The following is an 18,450-nucleotide window of genomic DNA, read 5'->3' as shown; positions in this document are numbered from 1 at the left end:
CCGACCCGATCAGCGCAGCAGCGGCCGCAGCAGCTCGCGGGAAATGATGTGGCGCTGGATCTCCGAGGTACCTTCCCAGATCCGCTCGATCCGGGCGTTACGCCAGATGCGCTCCACCGGACCTTCGTCCATCAGGCCCATGCCGCCGAAAATCTGCACCGCTTCGTCCGCCACGCGACCGAGCACTTCGCTGGCGAACAATTTGGCCATCCCGGCTTCGCCGTCAGTCATGGTGCCTTGGTCCATTTTCCAGGCGGTGTGCAGGGTCATCAGTTCGGCAGCACGGATTTGCGTGGCCATGTCGGCCAGCTTGAACGACACCCCTTGAAAGGTGCCGATGGGTTGACCGAACTGCTTGCGATCCGCCGCCCATTGCAGCGAAACGTCCAGCGCACGTTGGGCCTGACCGACGCAGTTGGCGGCGACCATCACCCGTCCGGCGGTCAGCCAGGCGTTGGCCACGTCCCAGCCCTTGCCGACTTCGCCCAACACTTTGGAGGCCGGTACGCGGCAGTCGTCGAAAAACATTTCGTAGGTGTGATAACCACGGTTGCTGACGCACTTGGGCCCGCGGCGGATGGTCATGCCCGGCGTGTCGCGGTCGACCAGAAACGAGGTCACGGCGTTGCGCTTGCGACCGTTGTGTTCGTAGGTATCGGTCACGGCGAACACAATGGCGAAATCGGCGTGCCCGGCATGGCTGATGAAGTGTTTGCTGCCGTTCAACACAAAATCGGCGCCCTCACGCACGGCGCGGGTTTTGATTGCATTGGCGTCGGAGCCGGCGCCCGGTTCGGTGAGTGCGAAGCAGTCGATCTTTTCACCCTGGATGCACGGCAGCAGGTAGTCCTGAATCTGCTGGCCGGTGCAGGCCATGAGGATTTTCGACGGACGCGCGACAAACACATGCAACGCCCACGACACCTTGGATAGTTCGCGTTCGATCAGCGCCTGGGACAGGTAGTCGAGCCCGCCGCCGCCGACTTCTTCCGGCATGTTGAAGGCATAGAAACCTGCCGCCACAGCCTTGCCGCGAATCTGCGCGGCGAGTTCCGGAGAGACTTCATCGGCGCGATCGACCGCTTCTTCATGGGGCAGCAGTTCCTTGGCGACAAAACTGCGAACCGCGTCCACCAACATTTCTTGTTCTTGGGTCAGCTGGAAATTCATTGCGCTACCTGCTCTTCGATAATCGTTTTATTCGTGGACGGCGATGCCGCGCCTATTTGCCAACCCTATTTACCTATAAAGGCAGGCGGACGTTTTTCCATCGCCGCACGCAATGCTTCGGCGCCGTCTTCACTGCGACCACAGAGCAAACCGGCGGCGAGTTCCGCGCTCAGTTGTTCAGGCAGGCTGCGCTGGGCGCCTTCGCGCATTAGTTTCTTGGTCTGGGCGAAGGCGAAGGTCGGGCCGCTGGCCAGTCGCGCGGCCAGTTCGCCCGCCACGCTCAGCAGTTGCTCATCAGCGCACACTTCGCTGACCAGGCCTGCCGCCAGGGCGCGATCAGCACTCCAGAGTTCATCGAGGAACAACAGACGTTTGGCCTGTTCGGTCCCGATCAGCCGTGGCAAATGCCAGCTGGCACCGGCATCGGGCGAGTACGCCATGCTGGTGTAACCGGCCTTGAAGCGGGCGGACTGCGCGGCGAGGCGCAAGTCGCAGCACAGCGTCAGATCCATCCCGGCGCCGACGGCGGTGCCATTGATCGCGGCGATGGTCGGTTTATCGAGGCTGTACAGTCGGCTCATCATCGCGTGGGCGGTTTCGGTCCAGCCGTAGCTTTCCAGCGCACCGCGAGATTCGGCTTCAGCCCATTCAGCGAGGTCGGCGCCGGCACAGAAACTGCGGCCAGTGCCGGTCAGCACAATGACCCGCACCGCCGGATCGACGTTGAATTGATCGAGCAAGGCGTGAAGGCTTTTCAGCGTCGGGATGTCCAGCGCGTTGCGCTGCGGTGCACGGTTCAGGGTGATCCAGGCAACGCCTGCTTCGACCTGACTGAGCAAAGAAGATTGAGTAGTCATACGAGTCCTCGAATTGTTGTGTTTTGGCATGAAGTGGGACCGACATGGCACCCATACTAAACGACTGTTCAGTAAGGCGGCAATCCTGTGACCGGGCAGCCTGTAACAGCCCAATACGATCAATAAGCTATTGATTTAAATAGATAAAATATGGAGTTCTGAATGAGCTGTGGAAAAGTTGTTACATCTTTGAACAACTGACTACGGAGACTGCTTGCGATGGAGGATCGAGGGATAAAGGGATCGCCGAGATCTAATGTGGGAGCGGGCTTGCTCGCGATAGCGGACTGACAGTCAACATCATCGTTGAATGCCACGCCCTCATCGCGAGCAAGCCCGCTCCCACCTTAGTTTTTCGTTTGTTGGTTTAAACCGTCGGCAGGGCCTGCGCCAGAGCAGCCTGGCGTTTGCGGTTGGTCATGAAGTAAGCGCCGTAGCAGATGGCGATAAAGCCAAAACCCCAATACAGCGACGGACGTTGCGTCTCGTCGAGGGCCAGGAATACAAACAGCGAGCAACACAAGGCGATGCACAGCAACGGCAGGAACGGGAACCACGGCGCCCGGTATTTCAGATCGCTGAGCTTGCCGCCGCCCTTGAGGTAGGCGCGACGGAATTTGTATTGCGCCAGGGCGATCACGATCCAGGTCACGGTGCCCGACATACCGCTCACAGCCATGAGCACCATAAACAGAGTGTCGGCGGCAACGAAGCTGGTCATCAGCGACACCAGCGCAAAGCACAGGGTGATGGTCAGCGCCCGCAACGGCACACCGCGAGAACTCAAGGGCGAGAGGCTTTTCGGCGCCATGCCGGTTTTCGACATGGCCCAAAGGATCCGCGTCGAAGCGTACAGGCCCGAGTTACCCACCGACAGAATCGCGGTCAGAATCACGAAGTTCATCAGGTCCGCAGCGTAAGGAATGCCGACCATGTCGAACACCTGCACGAACGGGCTTTCCATCAGACCGGCCTGCTGCCAAGGCACGATGGCCGACAGCACCACAATCGCCAGCACATAGAAGATCAGCACGCGGAACACGACGTTGCGCACAGCCCGGGGAATGCTCTTCTCCGGCTGGTCGGTTTCGCCAGCGGCAACCCCCATGATTTCGCAACCCTGGAAGGCATAGACCACGGTCATCATTACCGCGAACACGGCCGAGAGGCCGTTGGGGAACAGTGAGTCACCGATCAGGTTGGTCATCATCGGCGCCGGCGCGCCACTGGTCAGCGGTATCGCGCCGAAAATCACCAGCACGCCAACGATGATAAAACCGAGGATCGCCGCCACTTTGATGCCGGAGAACCAGTATTCCGCCTCACCGAAAGCACGGGTCGCCAAGGCGTTCAGCCCAAACAACACCACCACAAACAGCGCCGACCAGTACCAGATCGGGATGCTCGGGAACCAGCGCACCATCAACATGCCTGCGGCGGTGAATTCCAGACCGACCGTGGTCGCCCAGCTCATCCAGTAAACCCAGCCGATCATGAAACCGGTGGCGGGCCCGATGTATTTGGTAGCGTGGGTCTGGAAGGAGCCGGAAACCGGCATCTCCACCGACAGTTCGCCGAGGCAGACCATCACCAGGTACATCAGGAAGCCGGCCACCAGGTACGCCAGAATCGCGCCCACCGGCCCGCCCTGGTTGATAGTGACACCCGAGCCCATGAACAGCCCGGTGCCGATGACCCCGCCCAGTGACAGCATGAAAATGTGCCGGCTTTTCAGGGCGCGGGTCAGGTGTATGCCTTTACGTTCGATAGATTCGCTCATGACAGCACCTCTTAAAACTGGGCGAGGTGCACGGCGGATGACAGGAAGCCATCGCGCGGGGAAAGATCAGCTTTACGGCAGTTCATTATTATTATCTCCAATAAGCTTCGAAGACCGCGTCCGGCGCGGTTGTCCCGATTATTGGAAAGCCATGTAAGTTCGCGTTGTACGCAAAGATCAAAGATGTAAAAAGTCGTAACGATTTTGTACGTCAGTCGTTCAACACGTCCGCCAACACCCCTTGGGAGCGCTGCAACAACCCTTGGAATTGCGGCACTAACCCTTGCACCGCCACGGTGTCGTTGATCAGCGCGGCTTCTTCCAGCGCTCGCAAGACATCGGCCAGGGCGCGGAACCCCAGTGAATCGCTGCTCCCGGCCAAACGGTGAGCCAGATGCGCAACTTCCGTGCAGTCCCCCGCGTCAATGGCTTCGGTAAGCGCCACGCGGTGCTGGTTAATCGAGTCACGCAACACACCCAACAGGCCATGAAGTTTCTGCTCGCCAAGCAAGGTGCGATGGGTGTGCAGCAATTGCCAGTCCATCAACTCGTTTTCTGGCTCCGGTTCAGACAGGGGCGATTCACCGGCCAATGCCTGGCGCAGACTTTCGAGCTTCAGCGGTTTGGCGAGAATGCCCTGCATACCGGCATCCAAATAGCTGCGAACCAAGGCCGGCTGCACGCTGGCGGTCAGGGCGAAGATGCGGCTGTGTTGGTTGGGCCCCGGTGCGCTGCGGATCAACGTGCACAGTTCGACGCCGCTCATGCCCGGCAGGTGCACATCGAGCAGAATCAACCCGAAGGATTGTGTACGACAGAGCACCAGCGCTTGTTCGGCGTCTTCAGCGAGGCTGACCTGATGCCCGTCGAGCTCCAGCAAGCCGCTGACCACCTCGCGGTTCAGCGCCACATCTTCGACCACCAGAATGTTCAGCGCCTTACCCGGAACGCTGACAGCCGTGACATCCGCAGCACCTGAGGCCGGTTGCAGGGTCAGTTCGAACCAGAAACAACTGCCCTGCCCTTCCTGGCTGTCGACGCCGATACGCCCGCCGAGCAACTCCACCAGATGTTTACTGATGGCCAATCCGAGCCCGGTGCCGCCATAACGCTGCGCCACATCTTCGCTGGCTTGGGTGAAGCGTTCGAAGATCTTTTCCTGCACCGCTGCCGCAATGCCAATGCCGTTGTCAGTCACGCTGAAACGCAGGCGCTGGCCTGGCAGATCACCGGCAGCCAACAGCGCGACTTCAACGCTGATCTGCCCGGCCTCGGTGAACTTGATGGCGTTGGCCAACAGATTGCTCAACACCTGGCGCAAAAACTGCTCGGCACCGTGGCAGCGATCGGCGACCTGCGGATCAATCCGGCAATGCAGTTGCGTACCATTGCTCAACCCTCGCGGTTCAAGCAGCGTCAGCACCTCGTCAATCAGTTGCCTGACGGAAAAGTCGACGAGTTCCGGGTGGCTTTCACCTTCTTCCAGTCGGGCGAAATACAGCACCTCGTTGAGAATCGTCAGCAAGCCTTCGCCGGCTTTATACAACGCCTCCAGACGTTTGCCGTCACGCTCATCGAGGCTGGCGCCGCGCAGCAGTTCGGCCATGCCCAAAATGCCGTTGAGCGGTGTGCGCAGTTCATGGCTCATAGTGGCGAGGAAGCGCGACTTGGCGAGGTTGGCCGCTTCGGCATCATCCTTGGCGCGCAGCAGGCTGGCGGTGCGGCGCTCGACCATTTTCTGCAACTCGTCGCGTTTGTCTTGCAGTGCCAGACGGTCGACTTCGCGGCGGTCGATATCGCTGAGAATCGCCCGGCGCATGTCATCCAGCGCGTGGGCCACGGTATCGATTTCGTCCTCGGTGCCGGTGCGGCTTTTGTCCAGCTGCAACGGCTCGTGCCAGTCACCGGCGGCAATGCGCCGGGCAAAATCGGCCATGACTTGCAAATGCCGGGTCACCAAGCGGTAAAACAATCCCGACAGCGCCACCGCCAGGCCGCAGAGGAACACGCTCATCCACAACAGGCTGGTCAACCCGGTGGCATACAAACGGTGGTACACCGCGCCCAGATCGATACTGACTTCCAGCTCCCCCAGATGCCGTTGCGAACCGTCCGGTGGTTGATACGTCAGCTCGAAACGCTCGATGCGCAACGGTCCGACGGGCGATGTTTCGCCTTGCAGCAGATCGAAGTCAGGGCTGCTCAAGCGCACGCGGGCCACATCGGAAAAGTCTACCAATCCGCGCAGCTGCACATTCAACTGCTCCTGGTTCAGATCCCAGAGACTGCGCTCCAGGCTTGCCAGGTAGCCGGCGCGAATCAGCTCCATGCGCGAATCGATATCGCGCATTTCACGGCGGTACTCGAAATACAGCTGCACGCTGCTGGCCAACACGGTGAAGCACAGACTGAACAGCAGGATGAACAGCAGCAAACGCCGCAACAGACCATTAGGATTAGCGCGTGTCATTGCGCGTCCGCCGGCAGGTTGATCATGTCTCGGTAGATGGCTTCGCTTTCGTTGAGCCAGCGTTCGATCTCGCCGGCATCGACCATCCGCTGCAGTTCGGCGTCGATATCGGGCATGCGTTCGGCCAGCGCAGAACGGCGTGACACGGCGATCCGCAAATAGTCCACGCTCAACGAATGGGGTAACGCTTCGATGTCTGCAGCACCCGGCAAGTGTTCAACGAACAGCTGCCCGGTGCGTCGCTCCTGGGTGATGAAGTCGATCCTGCCGCGAATCAGTTTGCCGAAGTTCTGTCGACTGTCAGACACCCATTCGATATTGCCGTGCTGAGCGACGAAGCGATCGAAGTCCAGCCCATAACTTTCGCCGAACATCAGGCCGCCACGGTAGTTGCCGAGGTCTTCAAGCCGTTCGAACTTCACCGGATGTTTACGATTGACGAACACCGCGACTTCTTCGCGCAACACCGGTACTGTCGAGAAACGCATGCTCTGCTCGCGCTGCGCTGTGCTGTAGGCCAGGACCACGTCGACGCGGCCTTCGGCGGCGTCCAGCAAGCAGCGTTTCCAGTTGCCCAGCACGACGATATCGACCTCGTAACCCAGGTGTCCAAAGAGGTTTTTGACCACGCTGGGCGCCAGGCCCCGAACCTGTTTGCCATCGCTCCAGGAAATCGGCGGGTAGACCGGATAATCGCAATAGCGAATTCGCTCGGCCGCCGTCGCCGTAGCGCCCGCCAGCGCCAAAACCAATAACAGCCAGACCCGCCGCAACATACCGTTCAGGCAGCCACACTGGCGGTGAATAGATAGCCGGTGCCATGGATGGTAATGATCAATTGCGGCTCGGCGGGATCGTCATGCAGTTTGCGCCGCAAGCGCCCGACCAAGACGTCGATGGAGCGGTCATTGGGCACCCATTCACGGTTGCGGATCTGATCCATCAACTGGTCGCGACTCAAGGTATGCCCGCTGTTGCGCAGAAACACACTGAGCAACTGATACTCACCGTGGGTCAGCAGGGTTTCGCCACCGGCATGATCGATCAAGCGCCGGCGATCGGTGTCCAGCGCCCAGGCGGCAAACTGTTTGACCGGCTGGCGTGGCAGCGCCGTCGCAGATTTGTGTACCTGCGCATGGCGAACCCGGCGGATCAGGTTTTTCGCCCGGGACACCAGTTCACGCGGATTGAGGGGTTTGATCACGTAGTCATCGGCGCCGCATTCGAGGCCGACGATGCGGTCGATTTCGTCGTTGCGCCCGGTAATCAGAATGATCCCGACTTCTGAGCGCACACGCAGTTCGCGGGTAAGGGTCAGACCGTCCTTGCCCGGAAGCCGGATGTCCAGCATCACCAGGTCGACAGCATGGGTCGCCAGAAAGGTTTCGGCCAGCTCCGCCGTGGCAGCGCAGTGCACCTCGTAGCCTTCCTGCGAGAGATAGGCGTGTAGGAGTTCGCGAATCAGCGGATCGTCGTCGACGATCAGTACCCGAGGAGTCATCGCTTGTTGTCCTGCGTGTGCCCAAAGGGCGCGTTTCTTATTAGAGTTTTTCCGGCATCAGCGGCGGAGAGTATCCATTGCTGAACAATCGATCAACAGCCCTCCGTCTGCAACCGGAAACGCTGGCGACCACCCGCTTGCAAACCGTCGACCCAGGCTTCGCAAATCTGGATGCCCTGATTCGGGGTAAACGTACCGGGGTTGAGTCCCGACTCCAGCCACAAGCCATCGAGCAGCGCGCTCAAGCCGATGGCGGCAAGGTCAACATCGAAGTCATCCCAGCCCTCTTCCTGTGCCAGATCGATCAGCACCTTGCGCAATTCGGCGCGGTATTCGCCATAGGAATGATCATGGGCGAGGTTGATTGCTTCGGCAGTCTTTACCGCGCCCCAGAACGCCAGCCAGGCATCCAGCAGCTGCGGATCCAGCATCTCGGCCGAGAACGATGCACGAAAAAATGCCGACAAACGCTCACGGGCATTGGGTGCGGCTTGTTCCATGGCGTCGCGTAACAGGTTCATGACCCGCCCGGTGATCGCCATATAGGCTTCGGCCACCAGCTCATCCTTGCCCGAGTAGTGATGACTGATCAGCCCGACCGAAACCCCCGCCTCAGCCGATATCTTGCGGATCGAAGCGCCCTGGAAGCCGTGACGCTTGAGGCACACCAGCGTGGCCTCGATCAGATTGGCCTTGCGCAACTCCGGCTCCATTCGGGAAAAGCGGGCTTCCTGAGACATCGTGGTCAATCTCCTTGGATCGGTCGTTGGGCTGGCCTTTTGCAGGCGCTGAGCTGAACGACTGTACAACAGCAGCGCAGATTGTGGCGAGGGGGCTTGTCGTCGGATTGGGTTGGGGTACATATCCGTTTCTGCGGTAACGGCCACATGGGATCGGGTACATATCCATTCCTGCGGTAACGGCCACTTAGGGTTCCGCCCTGACGGCGGGTCACTTTCGAAAAGCCGGAATGCCGGCCCAGTCGAAAGTAACCAAAGCGCTTCTGCCCCGCCATTCGGTGCCTCGGCGAGGCACCGAACGAAAGGGGCAAGAGCCCTTGGTTACTTGGGGCTTTTCCAAGTGACCCGCTGTAAGAGCGGAACCATTACTAGCCGTCACCAAAAAAACGGATATACACACCATCAAAGAACCCCAATCAGCCCCAAGCGATCCCAAAACCGCTAATCGCATTTCCACTGACACACCACACCCAATGGTTTTACGACTGCTGCGCAGCCGAACGGGACGATGCGGCGTTCCGACAAGCCCCCTTGCCACAGGAAACAAACCAATATTAAAAAAACAGGTTGATTTTTTACTTAAGGTAAATTTCTATAGCGAAATAAAAACAACGCCGAAAACCCTGTTTTTCGGTTCCGGCCAGCCTGGAGTACCCGCACCATGCCGACTTCAAACCCAGCGTTTGCGCACCTCTTCGAACCGTTGGAGATTCGCGGCAAGCGCCTCAAGAACCGCATCATGTCCAGCGGTCACGACACCTCGATGCCCACCGACAATCTGGTCAACGAGCAATTGATCGCTTATCACCGAGCGCGTGCCGAGGGCGGCGCGGGGTTGATCGTGCTGCAAGTTGCCGGGGTGCATGACAGTGCGCGCTACACCTCCCATGTGCTGATGGCCACCGACGACGCCTGCATCGAGGGCTACCGCAAACTGGCTGAAACCTGCCATGCCCATGGCACCGTGGTGCTCTCGCAGATTTTCCATCCGGGGCGGGAAATCATGGAGTCCAGCGATGGCCTGCTGGCCGTCGCCTACTCGCCTTCGGCGGTGCCCAACGAACGCTTTCGGGTCATGCCGCGTGCGCTGGATCAAGCGATGATCGACGACATCGTCGCCGGCTATGGCGCCGCGGCCCGGCGTTTGTATCAAGCCGGGCTGGATGGCGTGGAAGTGGTCGCCAGCCATGGCTACCTGCCCGCGCAATTCATCAACCCGCGCGTCAACCAACGCACCGACGGTTACAACGGTGATCTGCAACAGCGTCTGCGGTTTCTGCGCGAAGTCATTGCGACAGTGCGCGCAAACACTGACGAGCAGTTCATCATCGGCTTGCGCATCTCCGCCGACGAGCGCGACCCCGAAGGCCTGACCGAAGACGAGTCGCTGGCGGCGGTCAAGTCATTGCAACAGCACCTGGATTACGTGCACATCGTCGCCGGGACCTCGGCATCGTTGGGCGGTGCAGTGCATATCGTGCCGCCGATGGCCATCGAACCGGCCTATCTGGCCAAGGAGGCCGGGACGTTCAAGGCCAGCCTGTCGATCCCGCTGTTCGTCACCGGACGCATCAACCAGCCGCAGGAAGCGGAGCTGATCATTGCTCGCGGTCAGGCCGATGTGTGCGGCATGACCCGCGCTCTGATCTGCGATCCGCAAATGCCGAACAAAACCGACGCTGGGCGCAGCGAAGATGTGCGGGCCTGCATCGCCTGCAATCAGGCGTGCATCGGGCACTTCCACAAAGGCTTGCCGATTTCCTGCATACAACACCCGGAAACCGGCCGTGAACTGATTTTTGGCAACCTGCAACCGGCGCCTAAACGCAAACGCATCATGATCGCCGGTGGCGGCCCGGCCGGGATGAAAGCAGCTGCCGTCGCCGCTGAACGTGGTCATGAAGTCACGCTCTACGAAGCCAGTTCGCAACTCGGCGGGCAGGTACTGTTGGCGCAACTGCTGCCTCGGCGCAGCGAATTCGGCGGCGCCAGCACCAACTTGCAACGGGAAATGGAACTGGCTGGCGTACGCGTGGTTCGCAACACCCGCGTCGACCGGGCGCTGGTCGAACGTGAACAGCCAGATCTGGTGATCGTGGCAACCGGCGCTGAACCCTATTGGCCGTCTTTCGAACGCGGCGGCGAACTGCACGTTGTGGATGCCTGGCAGGTACTGCGCGACGAGGTCAAACTCGGGCGTTCGGTGCTGGTGGTCGACTGGCGTTGCGACTGGATCGGCCCCGGCATCGCTGAACGCCTGATGCGCGCAGGGCATCAGGTGCAACTGGCGGTCAACGGCACCCATTGCGGGGAGAATCTACCGCTGTACGTGCGCGATCAACTGGCCGGCGAACTGCATAAGTTAGGCATTCCGATCACGCCCTACGCTCGTCTTTATGGCTGCGATGACAGCACCGTCTACATGCAACACACCGCCAGTGGTGAACCGATCCTGTTCGAGGACATCGATACCTTGGTGCTGTGTCAGGGCCATCAGCCGGTGGATACATTGGGCGCAGAACTGCAAGGACTGGTGGAGTTTCGCCGGATCGGCGATTGCCTGGCGCCGCGCACGGCCGAAGAAGCGATTTATGAAGGTTTGAGGGTTGCCTGGGAGCTTTGAGGCTGCTTTATACTCCGGGCCTTTGTCAGCGCCCTCGCTGACGGCCATCGACAGGCTCGAGCGTTTCAACGCGCTCGGCCAACACCCGGTTCGGAGCACGCAATGAGCAACAGCAGCAACCTGCCGCCTGCCAGCGCCGCGCTCGCCAAACAGAGCGGTGCAACAGAGCCGCACTTCCTCGGTACGCGGATTCGCGGTCTACGCAAACGCCGGGGCATGACCCTGGCCGCCCTGGCTGAGATGAGCGAGCTGACAGCGGGCTATATCAGTCAGCTCGAACGCAATCTGGCTTACCCCTCGATTCCGGCGCTGTTCAACATCGCCCGCAGCCTGGGCGTCACCATTCAATGGTTCTTCGCCAGCGAAGCCAACACTGACCCCGAGGACAGTGGCTACGTGGTGCGCAAGAACAGTCGAATGAGTGTGCATTACGAAGACGGCATCGTTGACCAATTACTGACCCCGCAGCCCAATCGTCAGTTGGAAATGTTGCATTCGCGTTTTCCGCCAGGCACGTATAGCCAGCAGAGCTATAGCCATGAAGGCGAAGAAGCCGGCTACCTGCTTTCTGGCAGTTTTGAGCTGTGGGTTGGCGAGCGACATTTCCTGATCAATGAAGGCGACAGTTTCAGTTATTCCAGCCAGGAACCTCACCGTTATGGCAATCCCGGCGAGGTCGATGCGGTGGTGATCTGGGTGATCACTCCGCCGACCTTTTGAAACGCCAAAAACAACAAAAAAGCTGTCGGATCACGGTGTTCCGGCCAGTTAAACCCAGCAAAGGCAGCCCCATGAACGACCTGATCAAGCGCAACCAAAGCGGCGGACTGTTGACCCTGACCATCAACCGTCCGGACAAGCTCAATGCCCTGAGCAACAGCATGTACACCCGTCTGGCCGACCTGCTGTTTGCCGCTGCCGAAGACCCCGAGACCACCGTGATCATCATCACCGGGGGCGAACAGTGCTTCACCAGTGGCAACGACCTGCAGGACTTCCTCCAGGATCCGCCGACCCATCTGAACAGCCCGGTGTTCCGCCTCATGGACGCGGTCATCCATCTGGACAAGCCCTTGATCGCAGCGGTCTGTGGCGCTGCCATCGGTATCGGCACCACCCTTTTGCTGCATTGCGATCAGGTGTTGGTCACTCGTAACGCCAAGCTGCGCATGCCCTTCGTGAACCTTGGCCTGTGCCCAGAGTTCGGTGCAAGCCTGCTGTTACCACGGTTGCTCGGTCATGCCAGAGCGGCCCGACTGTTGCTGTGCGGTGACGGCCTGGATGGCACTCAGGCGGTAGCGTGGGGGCTGGCCAATGAAGTGTTGGAAGACGGCGAACAGTGTCTGGCCGTAGCACAACGGATGGCCGATCGACTGCTGGCCCTTCCTCGCGAGTCCCTGCTGCACACCAAACGGCTGCTTAAACAGCCAGTGCTGAAGGAACTGGAAGAAACCATCCGCCGGGAAAGCCTGCTGTTTATCGAACGTCTGAACAGCATCGAAGCCAAGACTGCACTGAACGCCATGCTGCAACGCAGTAGCGCCAAGGGCTAACCCCCTAAGCCTCAGCGACGGGTAATCAGCCCTTGGCGGGTGATTCGCGTCAGTTGCTTGATGACATCTGCTGCGTTCTCGGCGCTGGGGGACTGAATCACCGCCAAATCAAAACTGTCGCTGGCAAAACGCGCCAGCGACTCGCCGTCTTCGACAAACTGAATCAGGAAGGCCGAAGGACCACCCGTGCGTCGTGGCCAGCCATCGAGATAGCGCAGCAAAGTGGGCTGGTGTTTACCACCGAGAAGGATTTTTGGATTGCGCTGGGTGAGGTCCGCCGTGATCGGCGCCAGACGTATAAGTGGGCGTAGTGCATTCATCGTGTCGTGTCTCTGCCTCAAAAGTCTGCATGGCAGGTGAGAGGCAACACCGAACCAGCGCTTTAGCGGTATTTCGAAGCCTGTTTCAAGCTTCTATCGGTGACCTGTTGAGTCACCTGGCGCCCCGCAAGTAGCTGTTTAAATCGGCGCATGAGCAGCATCCTAGAGAAGCCGGTGGTGCAGTGTCAAGAATCTCGATGGAAGCTGAATCAGCCTTCTACACCAACCTCCTCCCTTGAGAACCGCTCGCGATATGCCTGCGGCGTTACGCCCATGGCCCTGAAGAAACTGCGCCGTAGCGTTTCTTCACTGCCAAACCCGCATTGCACCGCCACCCGTTTGATCGGCACGCCGGTATCGCACAGCAACCGCCGCGCGGTCTCCACTCGAATCAACTCAATCGCGCGGGCCGGGGTCTGGCCCGTCTCGGCCCGGTAATGCCGCACAAAGCTGCGGTCGCTCATCCCCGCCTGTAGCGCCAGGGTTGGAATGTTGAGTTCCTTGGCCAGGTTCTCGGCGATCCAGACATGGAGCTCGTCGAAGCGATTGCCATCTTTTTGCAGGGACAAGGTCACGCTGAATTGCGATTGCCCGCCCGGGCGTTTGAGGAACACCACCAGTTGCCGCGCGACCTCCAGAGCCATGGCGCGGCCGAGGTCCTCTTCGACCATCGCGAGTGCCAGGTCGATGCCGGCGGTGACCCCGGCGGAGGTCCAGACCGGGCCGTCGTTGATGAAAATAGGGTTGGGCTCGACCCGCAGTTGCGGATGCTGCTGTGCCAGCTGTTCACAGCGGGTCCAGTGAGTGACCACCCGGCGACCGTCGAGCCAACCGCTGGCGGCTAACAGAAAAGCGCCGGTGCAGACTGAGGCAACGCGCCGTGAGACCGATGCCTGTTGGCGTACCCACTCCACCAAACTGGCGTCTTCGGCCGCCGCGTAAACGCCCCAGCCTCCCGCGATGATCAGCGTGTCGGACGGCGCGCCTTTCGCCGGTAGCGGATCGGCCACCAGCGCCAGCCCGGCCGAAGACATCACCGACCCGCTCTGCGCCGCAATCACGGTTGGCGCATAGGGCGGCGGCAAACCTTGCTGACGCGCCAGGTCATTGGCCGACGCGAAGACCTGTAATGGCCCGGTCACATCGAGCACTTGCACGTTGGCAAAGGCGAGCACATAAACAGCTTTCGGTGGGGTCGGCATGATTGGCGTAAATCGTGGGCTTATTGGCGTATACGCCAAATCCTACGTGGATAGAGTGAAGTCGTCCACCCATGCCGGGTGAGTGCATTGGATCGACCAAGAGGATTGCGCAATGACGCTGCAGATCGGTTTTCTGTTGTTTCCACAGGTTCAGCAACTCGACTTGACCGGGCCTTATGACGTACTGGCCTCGCTGCCGGACGTCACCGTGCATTTGATCTGGAAGGACCGCGAACCGGTGAAGTCGAGCACCGGCCTGACGTTAATCCCGACCACCACCTTCGACGACTGCCCAGCGCTGGATGTGATCTGTATTCCCGGTGGTAGCGGTGTCGGTCCGTTAATGGAAGACATCGAAACCCTCGACTTCATCAAACGCCAGGCCGCCACTGCACGCTACATCACGTCGGTTTGCACGGGAGCCCTGGTGCTGGGCGCCGCGGGACTGCTACGTGGCAAACGCGCAACCACTCATTGGGCTTACCACGAACTGCTTGGCCCGTTGGGCGCCATTGCCGTGCATGATCGCGTGGTGCGCGACGGCAACTTACTGACCGGCGGCGGCATTACCGCAGGGATTGATTTTGCCCTGACCCTGGCCAGCGAATTGTTCGGCGAAACCACAGCGCAACTGGTGCAGTTACAACTCGAATACGCCCCGGCCCCACCGTTCGACTCCGGCAGCCCGCAAACCGCACCGCGCGCGGTGTTGGAGGAAGCCAATCGGCGCTCGGCGCAATCGCGCAAGCTGCGGGGAGAGATTGTCAATCGGGTCGCGGTTGGGTTGAATCAAAACTGGTAAAACTCATTGGCACTGCAAACACAAAATCTGTGGCGAGGGAGCGTGCTCCCGCTGGGTCGTGAAGCGGCCCTAAAATCAGTCACCGCGAGTATTCAGATAGAACGCAGCTGCCGGTTTACGACTGCTCCGCCCGAGCGCGGACCGGCCGGCGGGGGCGGGGACTCCCTCGCCACAATTGCAACTCCGCAGCCTGACCATGACTAAACCGCCGTTCCCTGCCGATTATTGGTCACAAAAGACATGATCGTGCCATCGCCATAAGCCCGCTCAACCCTGGAAATCACCACTTGGTAACCCTCGTACCATTTACGGTATTGGCGTTTGGCTTCCAGATGGGTTGGGTGGCTGGCGAAGGCCTTGATCGACGCTTCGTCCTGCCAGTAATAGCTGGCGTTGACCAGTTGCCCGTCTGCCGAACTCCAGGATTGGGTGCCGACAAACCCCGGAATACTGATGGCCACTTCATCAATGATCGCGCTCAAGCGATTGAACTCCTCGTCCCTCTGGCCGGGTGTATAGATAAATGCGGCGATGTACATACTGACTTCCTTTCATGGAGTGAATCAGACCGGACGGGACATTACAGCCAGCCGGACGGCGAGTAACAGCAGCACCAGCGCCAGGCCCATCGACTGCAACCGGGCAAGCTTTGAAGTACTGGAAAAACAACGGCTGACGGCGCTGCCAAAAACCCCAAGAAGGGTGTGAAAGACGCCACTCACCAGCGTCAAGACGACGCCGAGCACAACCAGTTGCAGGGCAATAGGTGCCTGCTCGGGTTTGACGAATTGCGGCAGGAACACCATGAAAAACAGCAGTGCCTTGGGGTTGAGCAGGCTGTTCAGCATCGCCCGCACCAGCACCGTCTTCAGTGGCACCTGAACAACCGCAAGCACGTCGCCTGAGGTCGGTCGCCGCAATGCCTTGAACGCCAGCCACAACAGGTACGCCACGCCGGCATAACGGATCAGATCAAAGGCTAGCGGCCAACTGCCGACGATAGCGGTGATTCCGGTGGCGGTCAGGGCGGTCAGCAACAAGTCGGCCACGCCAATACCGAGCCCTGACGCCACGCCTCCGCGCCAGCCGTAGGTCACGCCGTGGCTAATGACAAACGCCATATTCGGCCCGGGTGACATAAGCAACAGCATCACCGCGCCGACGAAAATCGATAAGGTTGCCAGGTCAATCATGCCCACAGCGCTCCTGCTGGAAAGGCTGTAGATTAGGACGCCTATCCGATACAAACAAAAAATTGCTCTAGATACAAAGAAGCCATCAACCATGACCCGTATTCGCTACAAAAGCATTGTCGATGAGTTCTCCGCGCGCATCCGCAGCGGCCAACTATCACCCGGGACACAACTGCCGACGGTTCGTGCGCTGATGGAAAGCCAGCGGATTGCCTTGGCCACTGCGCTGCGGGTTTACAACGAGCTGGAGGCCAGCGGGCTGGTGGTCGGCGAGACCGGCCGTGGCACGTTTGTGCGCGACAGCTCGTTGCCACGCGGCCTGGGCCTGGAACAGCACCCGCTCAGTTCCGGCACCGTCGACCTCACGTTCAATTACCCTTCAGTCCCCGGCCAGGCGGAATTGCTGCGCGACGGCTTGCGGGCGATTGCCGCCTCGGGCGACCTCGACGCGCTGCTGCATTCCGCGCCTCAGGGCGGCCGCCACCACGAACGGCAAACCGCCGCCCGGCATCTGCGCAATCGGGATATTCGAGTGGGTGGCGACCAGGTGCTGATCGTCAATGGCGCGCAACAAGGCCTGGCCGTGACCCTGATGGCCCTGCTCAAACCGGGGGACATTCTGGCGCTGGACGCCCTCACCTACCCCGGCTTGAAAACCCTGGCCCAATCCCATCGACTGGACCTCGAAGCACTGCCGCAGATCGCCGGGCACACCGACCTCGATGCCCTTGAAGCGCTGTGCAAACGCCGTCCGGTCCGCGCAATTTATACGATGCCAACGATGCATAACCCACTGGGCATGGTGATGTCGGAATCGGACCGCCTGCGCCTCGCGCAACTGGCTGAGCAGCACAACCTGCTGATCATCGAAGACGGCGCTTACGCCTTTCTCGCCGAACCCGCGCCCAAACCCGTGTTCACCCTCGCGCCCCATCGAACGGTGTATATCTCCGGTCTATCAAAAAGCGTCGCCTCCGGTTTGCGCCTGGGCTTTATCGCTGCACCCAAGGCGCTGGTTCCGGCACTGGAACAGGCCATCCGCGTCTCGACCTGGAGTACTCCGTCGCTGACCGTTGCCCTGGGCTGTCGATGGATCGAAACCGGCGTGGTCGACACCCTCGAAGACCAGAAGCGCCAGGATGCCCAACGCCGACAAGAACTGGCCGGGCAAATACTGCGCAACAGCGATGTCGTCGCCCACCCCTCGTCTTACTACCTCTGGCTCAGGCTGCCGGAAGGCCTGCGCGCGGAAAGTGTTGTTGCAGAGTTGGAGCGCAAAGGGGTAATGGTCACAACGGCGGAACCGTTTGCGACGACCGCCCATGTACCCCACGCGCTGCGGGTGGCGATGGGGTCGATCGGGATGGAGGTGTTGAAGCGGGCGCTGGAAACCCTGCGTGAAGTGGTCGAAGTCTGAAACCGCGGACTTTTCAGCAGACGACAAAAAACCCGCCGAAGCGGGTTTTTCAAGACCATTACGACATCCTGTCGGCTGCATTCCATGCAAATGGTCGATCATCCATGATCCTGAGCGCGTCCTGCGCTTCAGTTGATGGGGCTAGATTAAGCCCAAAGCCAAAGCATCAACAGACGACATAGCATCGAGTACGTGTAAGCCTTTCGCCATAACCGCATTGTTGGGCAGTGAATGACGCGATCGGCTCGCTGTCGGCCAGCAAATTCCATTGTTCAAGAGAACGTTCGAACTCAAGGCGCAGCAAGATACGTCTCTATGTTGCTCATCTGCTCATCCCAGCCTCTGCTGTTCATGCGGAAGGCTTTCAGACGACGCTCCGCCGGGATGCCGTCGAAACCGGACTCCACGACCTGTAGCAAGGTGCCACCACCCGGGTCTTCCAGGTCTTCGAGCTCAAATCGCACCAGCGTGGTGGGCTCCGCCGAATAGTCGACACCGGAATCCACCGCATAGGGATGCCAACGGAAGGAAAAAACCAGCTCCGGCTCGATACGATCGACCAGTACATCCCAGACGAGATGTTCGTACCCGGGATAGGTGATTTTCCCTTGGGTACGCTGGCCCGCGACGAAGCGTTGCCCTTTGAGCGCCACGCCGAACCAGTCACCAAAGGCTTCAGCATCCGTTAGTGCAGCCCAGACCCGTGAGCGAGGCACGTTGAGCAGGACCTTTCTTTCAATGTGATCTGATGTGTTCATAGGAATCCTCCTGAATGAACAGTAGGCTTGTGCGCGCAGAAGGCCAACCCTTAAGTTGTATTAG

At 59.9% G+C, this 18,450-nt stretch carries 17 protein-coding genes; 5 read left to right on the top strand and 12 right to left on the bottom strand.

Annotated features, from left to right (window positions below):
• Window positions 1-9 precede the first annotated feature (9 nt).
• The 7 genes from ACN1C3_RS22535 to ACN1C3_RS22505 all read right to left on the bottom strand — a co-directional run bounded on the left by ACN1C3_RS22535 (window position 10) and on the right by ACN1C3_RS22505 (window position 8,518).
• Window positions 10-1,170 carry an acyl-CoA dehydrogenase family protein gene (locus ACN1C3_RS22535; RefSeq protein ID WP_419117963.1) on the bottom strand — a complete coding sequence of 387 codons (1,161 nt, stop codon included), beginning with the start codon at window positions 1,168-1,170 and terminating at the stop codon, window positions 10-12.
• Window positions 1,171-1,235: 65 nt separating this feature from the next.
• Window positions 1,236-2,027: an enoyl-CoA hydratase/isomerase family protein gene (locus ACN1C3_RS22530; RefSeq protein WP_419117962.1), complete on the bottom strand. Its 792-nt coding sequence runs from the start codon at window positions 2,025-2,027 to the stop codon at window positions 1,236-1,238.
• A gap of 367 nt (window positions 2,028-2,394) precedes the next feature.
• Window positions 2,395-3,807: an amino acid permease gene (locus ACN1C3_RS22525; RefSeq protein ID WP_419117961.1), complete on the bottom strand. Its 1,413-nt coding sequence runs from the start codon at window positions 3,805-3,807 to the stop codon at window positions 2,395-2,397.
• A 211-nt stretch (window positions 3,808-4,018) separates the two neighbouring features.
• Window positions 4,019-6,277, bottom strand: coding sequence for an ATP-binding protein (locus tag ACN1C3_RS22520; RefSeq protein WP_419117960.1), 2,259 nt, complete (start codon window positions 6,275-6,277; stop codon window positions 4,019-4,021).
• On the bottom strand, window positions 6,274-7,053 hold the full coding sequence (locus ACN1C3_RS22515; RefSeq protein ID WP_419117959.1) for a substrate-binding periplasmic protein: 780 nt from the start codon (window positions 7,051-7,053) through the stop codon (window positions 6,274-6,276). The genes ACN1C3_RS22520 and ACN1C3_RS22515 overlap by 4 nt, the downstream gene beginning before the upstream one ends.
• Before the next feature lie 5 nt (window positions 7,054-7,058).
• Window positions 7,059-7,778 carry a response regulator gene (locus ACN1C3_RS22510; protein ID WP_419117958.1) on the bottom strand — a complete coding sequence of 240 codons (720 nt, stop codon included), beginning with the start codon at window positions 7,776-7,778 and terminating at the stop codon, window positions 7,059-7,061.
• Between the two features lie 92 nt (window positions 7,779-7,870).
• Window positions 7,871-8,518, bottom strand: coding sequence for a TetR family transcriptional regulator C-terminal domain-containing protein (locus ACN1C3_RS22505; RefSeq protein ID WP_419117957.1), 648 nt, complete (start codon window positions 8,516-8,518; stop codon window positions 7,871-7,873).
• Window positions 8,519-9,179: 661 nt separating this feature from the next.
• Between ACN1C3_RS22505 and ACN1C3_RS22500 the strand changes: the two genes are divergently transcribed.
• The 3 genes from ACN1C3_RS22500 to ACN1C3_RS22490 all read left to right on the top strand — a co-directional run bounded on the left by ACN1C3_RS22500 (window position 9,180) and on the right by ACN1C3_RS22490 (window position 12,694).
• Complete coding sequence (locus ACN1C3_RS22500; protein ID WP_419117956.1) at window positions 9,180-11,141, top strand: FAD-dependent oxidoreductase; 1,962 nt, start codon at window positions 9,180-9,182, stop codon at window positions 11,139-11,141.
• A 102-nt stretch (window positions 11,142-11,243) separates the two neighbouring features.
• Window positions 11,244-11,861: a cupin domain-containing protein gene (locus ACN1C3_RS22495; RefSeq protein ID WP_419117955.1), complete on the top strand. Its 618-nt coding sequence runs from the start codon at window positions 11,244-11,246 to the stop codon at window positions 11,859-11,861.
• 71 nt (window positions 11,862-11,932) lie between these two features.
• On the top strand, window positions 11,933-12,694 hold the full coding sequence (locus ACN1C3_RS22490; RefSeq protein ID WP_419117954.1) for an enoyl-CoA hydratase: 762 nt from the start codon (window positions 11,933-11,935) through the stop codon (window positions 12,692-12,694).
• Window positions 12,695-12,705: 11 nt separating this feature from the next.
• On the opposite strand, the gene ACN1C3_RS22485 is transcribed toward ACN1C3_RS22490, so the two are convergent.
• Window positions 12,706-13,014, bottom strand: a complete 309-nt coding sequence (locus ACN1C3_RS22485; protein ID WP_419117953.1) for a class I SAM-dependent methyltransferase — start codon at window positions 13,012-13,014, stop codon at window positions 12,706-12,708.
• Window positions 13,015-13,223: 209 nt separating this feature from the next.
• A complete protein-coding gene (locus ACN1C3_RS22480) occupies window positions 13,224-14,216 on the bottom strand; it encodes a GlxA family transcriptional regulator (RefSeq protein WP_419117952.1) in 993 nt (330 codons plus the stop codon).
• Window positions 14,217-14,328: 112 nt separating this feature from the next.
• Between ACN1C3_RS22480 and inhA the strand changes: the two genes are divergently transcribed.
• Complete coding sequence (inhA, locus tag ACN1C3_RS22475; RefSeq protein WP_419117951.1) at window positions 14,329-15,018, top strand: isonitrile hydratase; 690 nt, start codon at window positions 14,329-14,331, stop codon at window positions 15,016-15,018.
• A gap of 200 nt (window positions 15,019-15,218) precedes the next feature.
• Here the strand turns inward: inhA and ACN1C3_RS22470 are convergent, their stop codons facing one another.
• Both ACN1C3_RS22470 and ACN1C3_RS22465 read right to left on the bottom strand, forming a co-directional pair.
• On the bottom strand, window positions 15,219-15,557 hold the full coding sequence (locus tag ACN1C3_RS22470) for an antibiotic biosynthesis monooxygenase family protein (protein ID WP_419117950.1): 339 nt from the start codon (window positions 15,555-15,557) through the stop codon (window positions 15,219-15,221).
• A 24-nt stretch (window positions 15,558-15,581) separates the two neighbouring features.
• Window positions 15,582-16,211 (bottom strand): LysE family translocator, encoded by a 630-nt coding sequence (locus ACN1C3_RS22465; protein ID WP_419117949.1) that lies wholly within the window; start codon window positions 16,209-16,211, stop codon window positions 15,582-15,584.
• A 91-nt stretch (window positions 16,212-16,302) separates the two neighbouring features.
• Here ACN1C3_RS22465 and ACN1C3_RS22460 point away from each other — a divergent pair, with 91 nt between their 5' ends.
• Window positions 16,303-17,628, top strand: a complete 1,326-nt coding sequence (locus tag ACN1C3_RS22460; RefSeq protein WP_419117948.1) for a PLP-dependent aminotransferase family protein — start codon at window positions 16,303-16,305, stop codon at window positions 17,626-17,628.
• Window positions 17,629-17,918: 290 nt separating this feature from the next.
• Here ACN1C3_RS22460 and ACN1C3_RS22455 read toward each other — a convergent pair whose 3' ends face one another.
• A complete protein-coding gene (locus ACN1C3_RS22455) occupies window positions 17,919-18,386 on the bottom strand; it encodes an SRPBCC family protein (protein ID WP_419117947.1) in 468 nt (155 codons plus the stop codon).
• Window positions 18,387-18,450 lie beyond the last annotated feature (64 nt).

The sequence above is a fragment of the Pseudomonas sp. H11T01 genome (assembly GCF_048515765.1).
Classification (GTDB): Bacteria; Pseudomonadota; Gammaproteobacteria; order Pseudomonadales; family Pseudomonadaceae; genus Aquipseudomonas.
Note: the sequence above shows the minus strand (reverse complement) of the source record. Positions and strands in the feature narration are given on the sequence as shown.

Bases quoted from the DNA above. Each gene is read 5' to 3' on its own strand.
- ACN1C3_RS22490 (WP_419117954.1), top strand. From the start codon at position 11,933: ATGAACGACCTGATCAAGCGCAACCAAAGCGGCGGACTGTTGACCCTG.
- ACN1C3_RS22455 (WP_419117947.1), bottom strand. From the start codon at position 18,386: ATGAACACATCAGATCACATTGAAAGAAAGGTCCTGCTCAACGTGCCT.
- ACN1C3_RS22525 (WP_419117961.1), bottom strand. From the start codon at position 3,807: ATGAGCGAATCTATCGAACGTAAAGGCATACACCTGACCCGCGCCCTG.
- ACN1C3_RS22500 (WP_419117956.1), top strand. From the start codon at position 9,180: ATGCCGACTTCAAACCCAGCGTTTGCGCACCTCTTCGAACCGTTGGAG.
- inhA (WP_419117951.1), top strand. From the start codon at position 14,329: ATGACGCTGCAGATCGGTTTTCTGTTGTTTCCACAGGTTCAGCAACTC.
- ACN1C3_RS22470 (WP_419117950.1), bottom strand. From the start codon at position 15,557: ATGTACATCGCCGCATTTATCTATACACCCGGCCAGAGGGACGAGGAG.
- ACN1C3_RS22520 (WP_419117960.1), bottom strand. From the start codon at position 6,277: ATGACACGCGCTAATCCTAATGGTCTGTTGCGGCGTTTGCTGCTGTTC.
- ACN1C3_RS22495 (WP_419117955.1), top strand. From the start codon at position 11,244: ATGAGCAACAGCAGCAACCTGCCGCCTGCCAGCGCCGCGCTCGCCAAA.
- ACN1C3_RS22535 (WP_419117963.1), bottom strand. From the start codon at position 1,170: ATGAATTTCCAGCTGACCCAAGAACAAGAAATGTTGGTGGACGCGGTT.
- ACN1C3_RS22480 (WP_419117952.1), bottom strand. From the start codon at position 14,216: ATGCCGACCCCACCGAAAGCTGTTTATGTGCTCGCCTTTGCCAACGTG.
- ACN1C3_RS22515 (WP_419117959.1), bottom strand. From the start codon at position 7,053: ATGTTGCGGCGGGTCTGGCTGTTATTGGTTTTGGCGCTGGCGGGCGCT.
- ACN1C3_RS22460 (WP_419117948.1), top strand. From the start codon at position 16,303: ATGACCCGTATTCGCTACAAAAGCATTGTCGATGAGTTCTCCGCGCGC.
- ACN1C3_RS22505 (WP_419117957.1), bottom strand. From the start codon at position 8,518: ATGTCTCAGGAAGCCCGCTTTTCCCGAATGGAGCCGGAGTTGCGCAAG.
- ACN1C3_RS22530 (WP_419117962.1), bottom strand. From the start codon at position 2,027: ATGACTACTCAATCTTCTTTGCTCAGTCAGGTCGAAGCAGGCGTTGCC.
- ACN1C3_RS22465 (WP_419117949.1), bottom strand. From the start codon at position 16,211: ATGATTGACCTGGCAACCTTATCGATTTTCGTCGGCGCGGTGATGCTG.
- ACN1C3_RS22485 (WP_419117953.1), bottom strand. From the start codon at position 13,014: ATGAATGCACTACGCCCACTTATACGTCTGGCGCCGATCACGGCGGAC.
- ACN1C3_RS22510 (WP_419117958.1), bottom strand. From the start codon at position 7,778: ATGACTCCTCGGGTACTGATCGTCGACGACGATCCGCTGATTCGCGAA.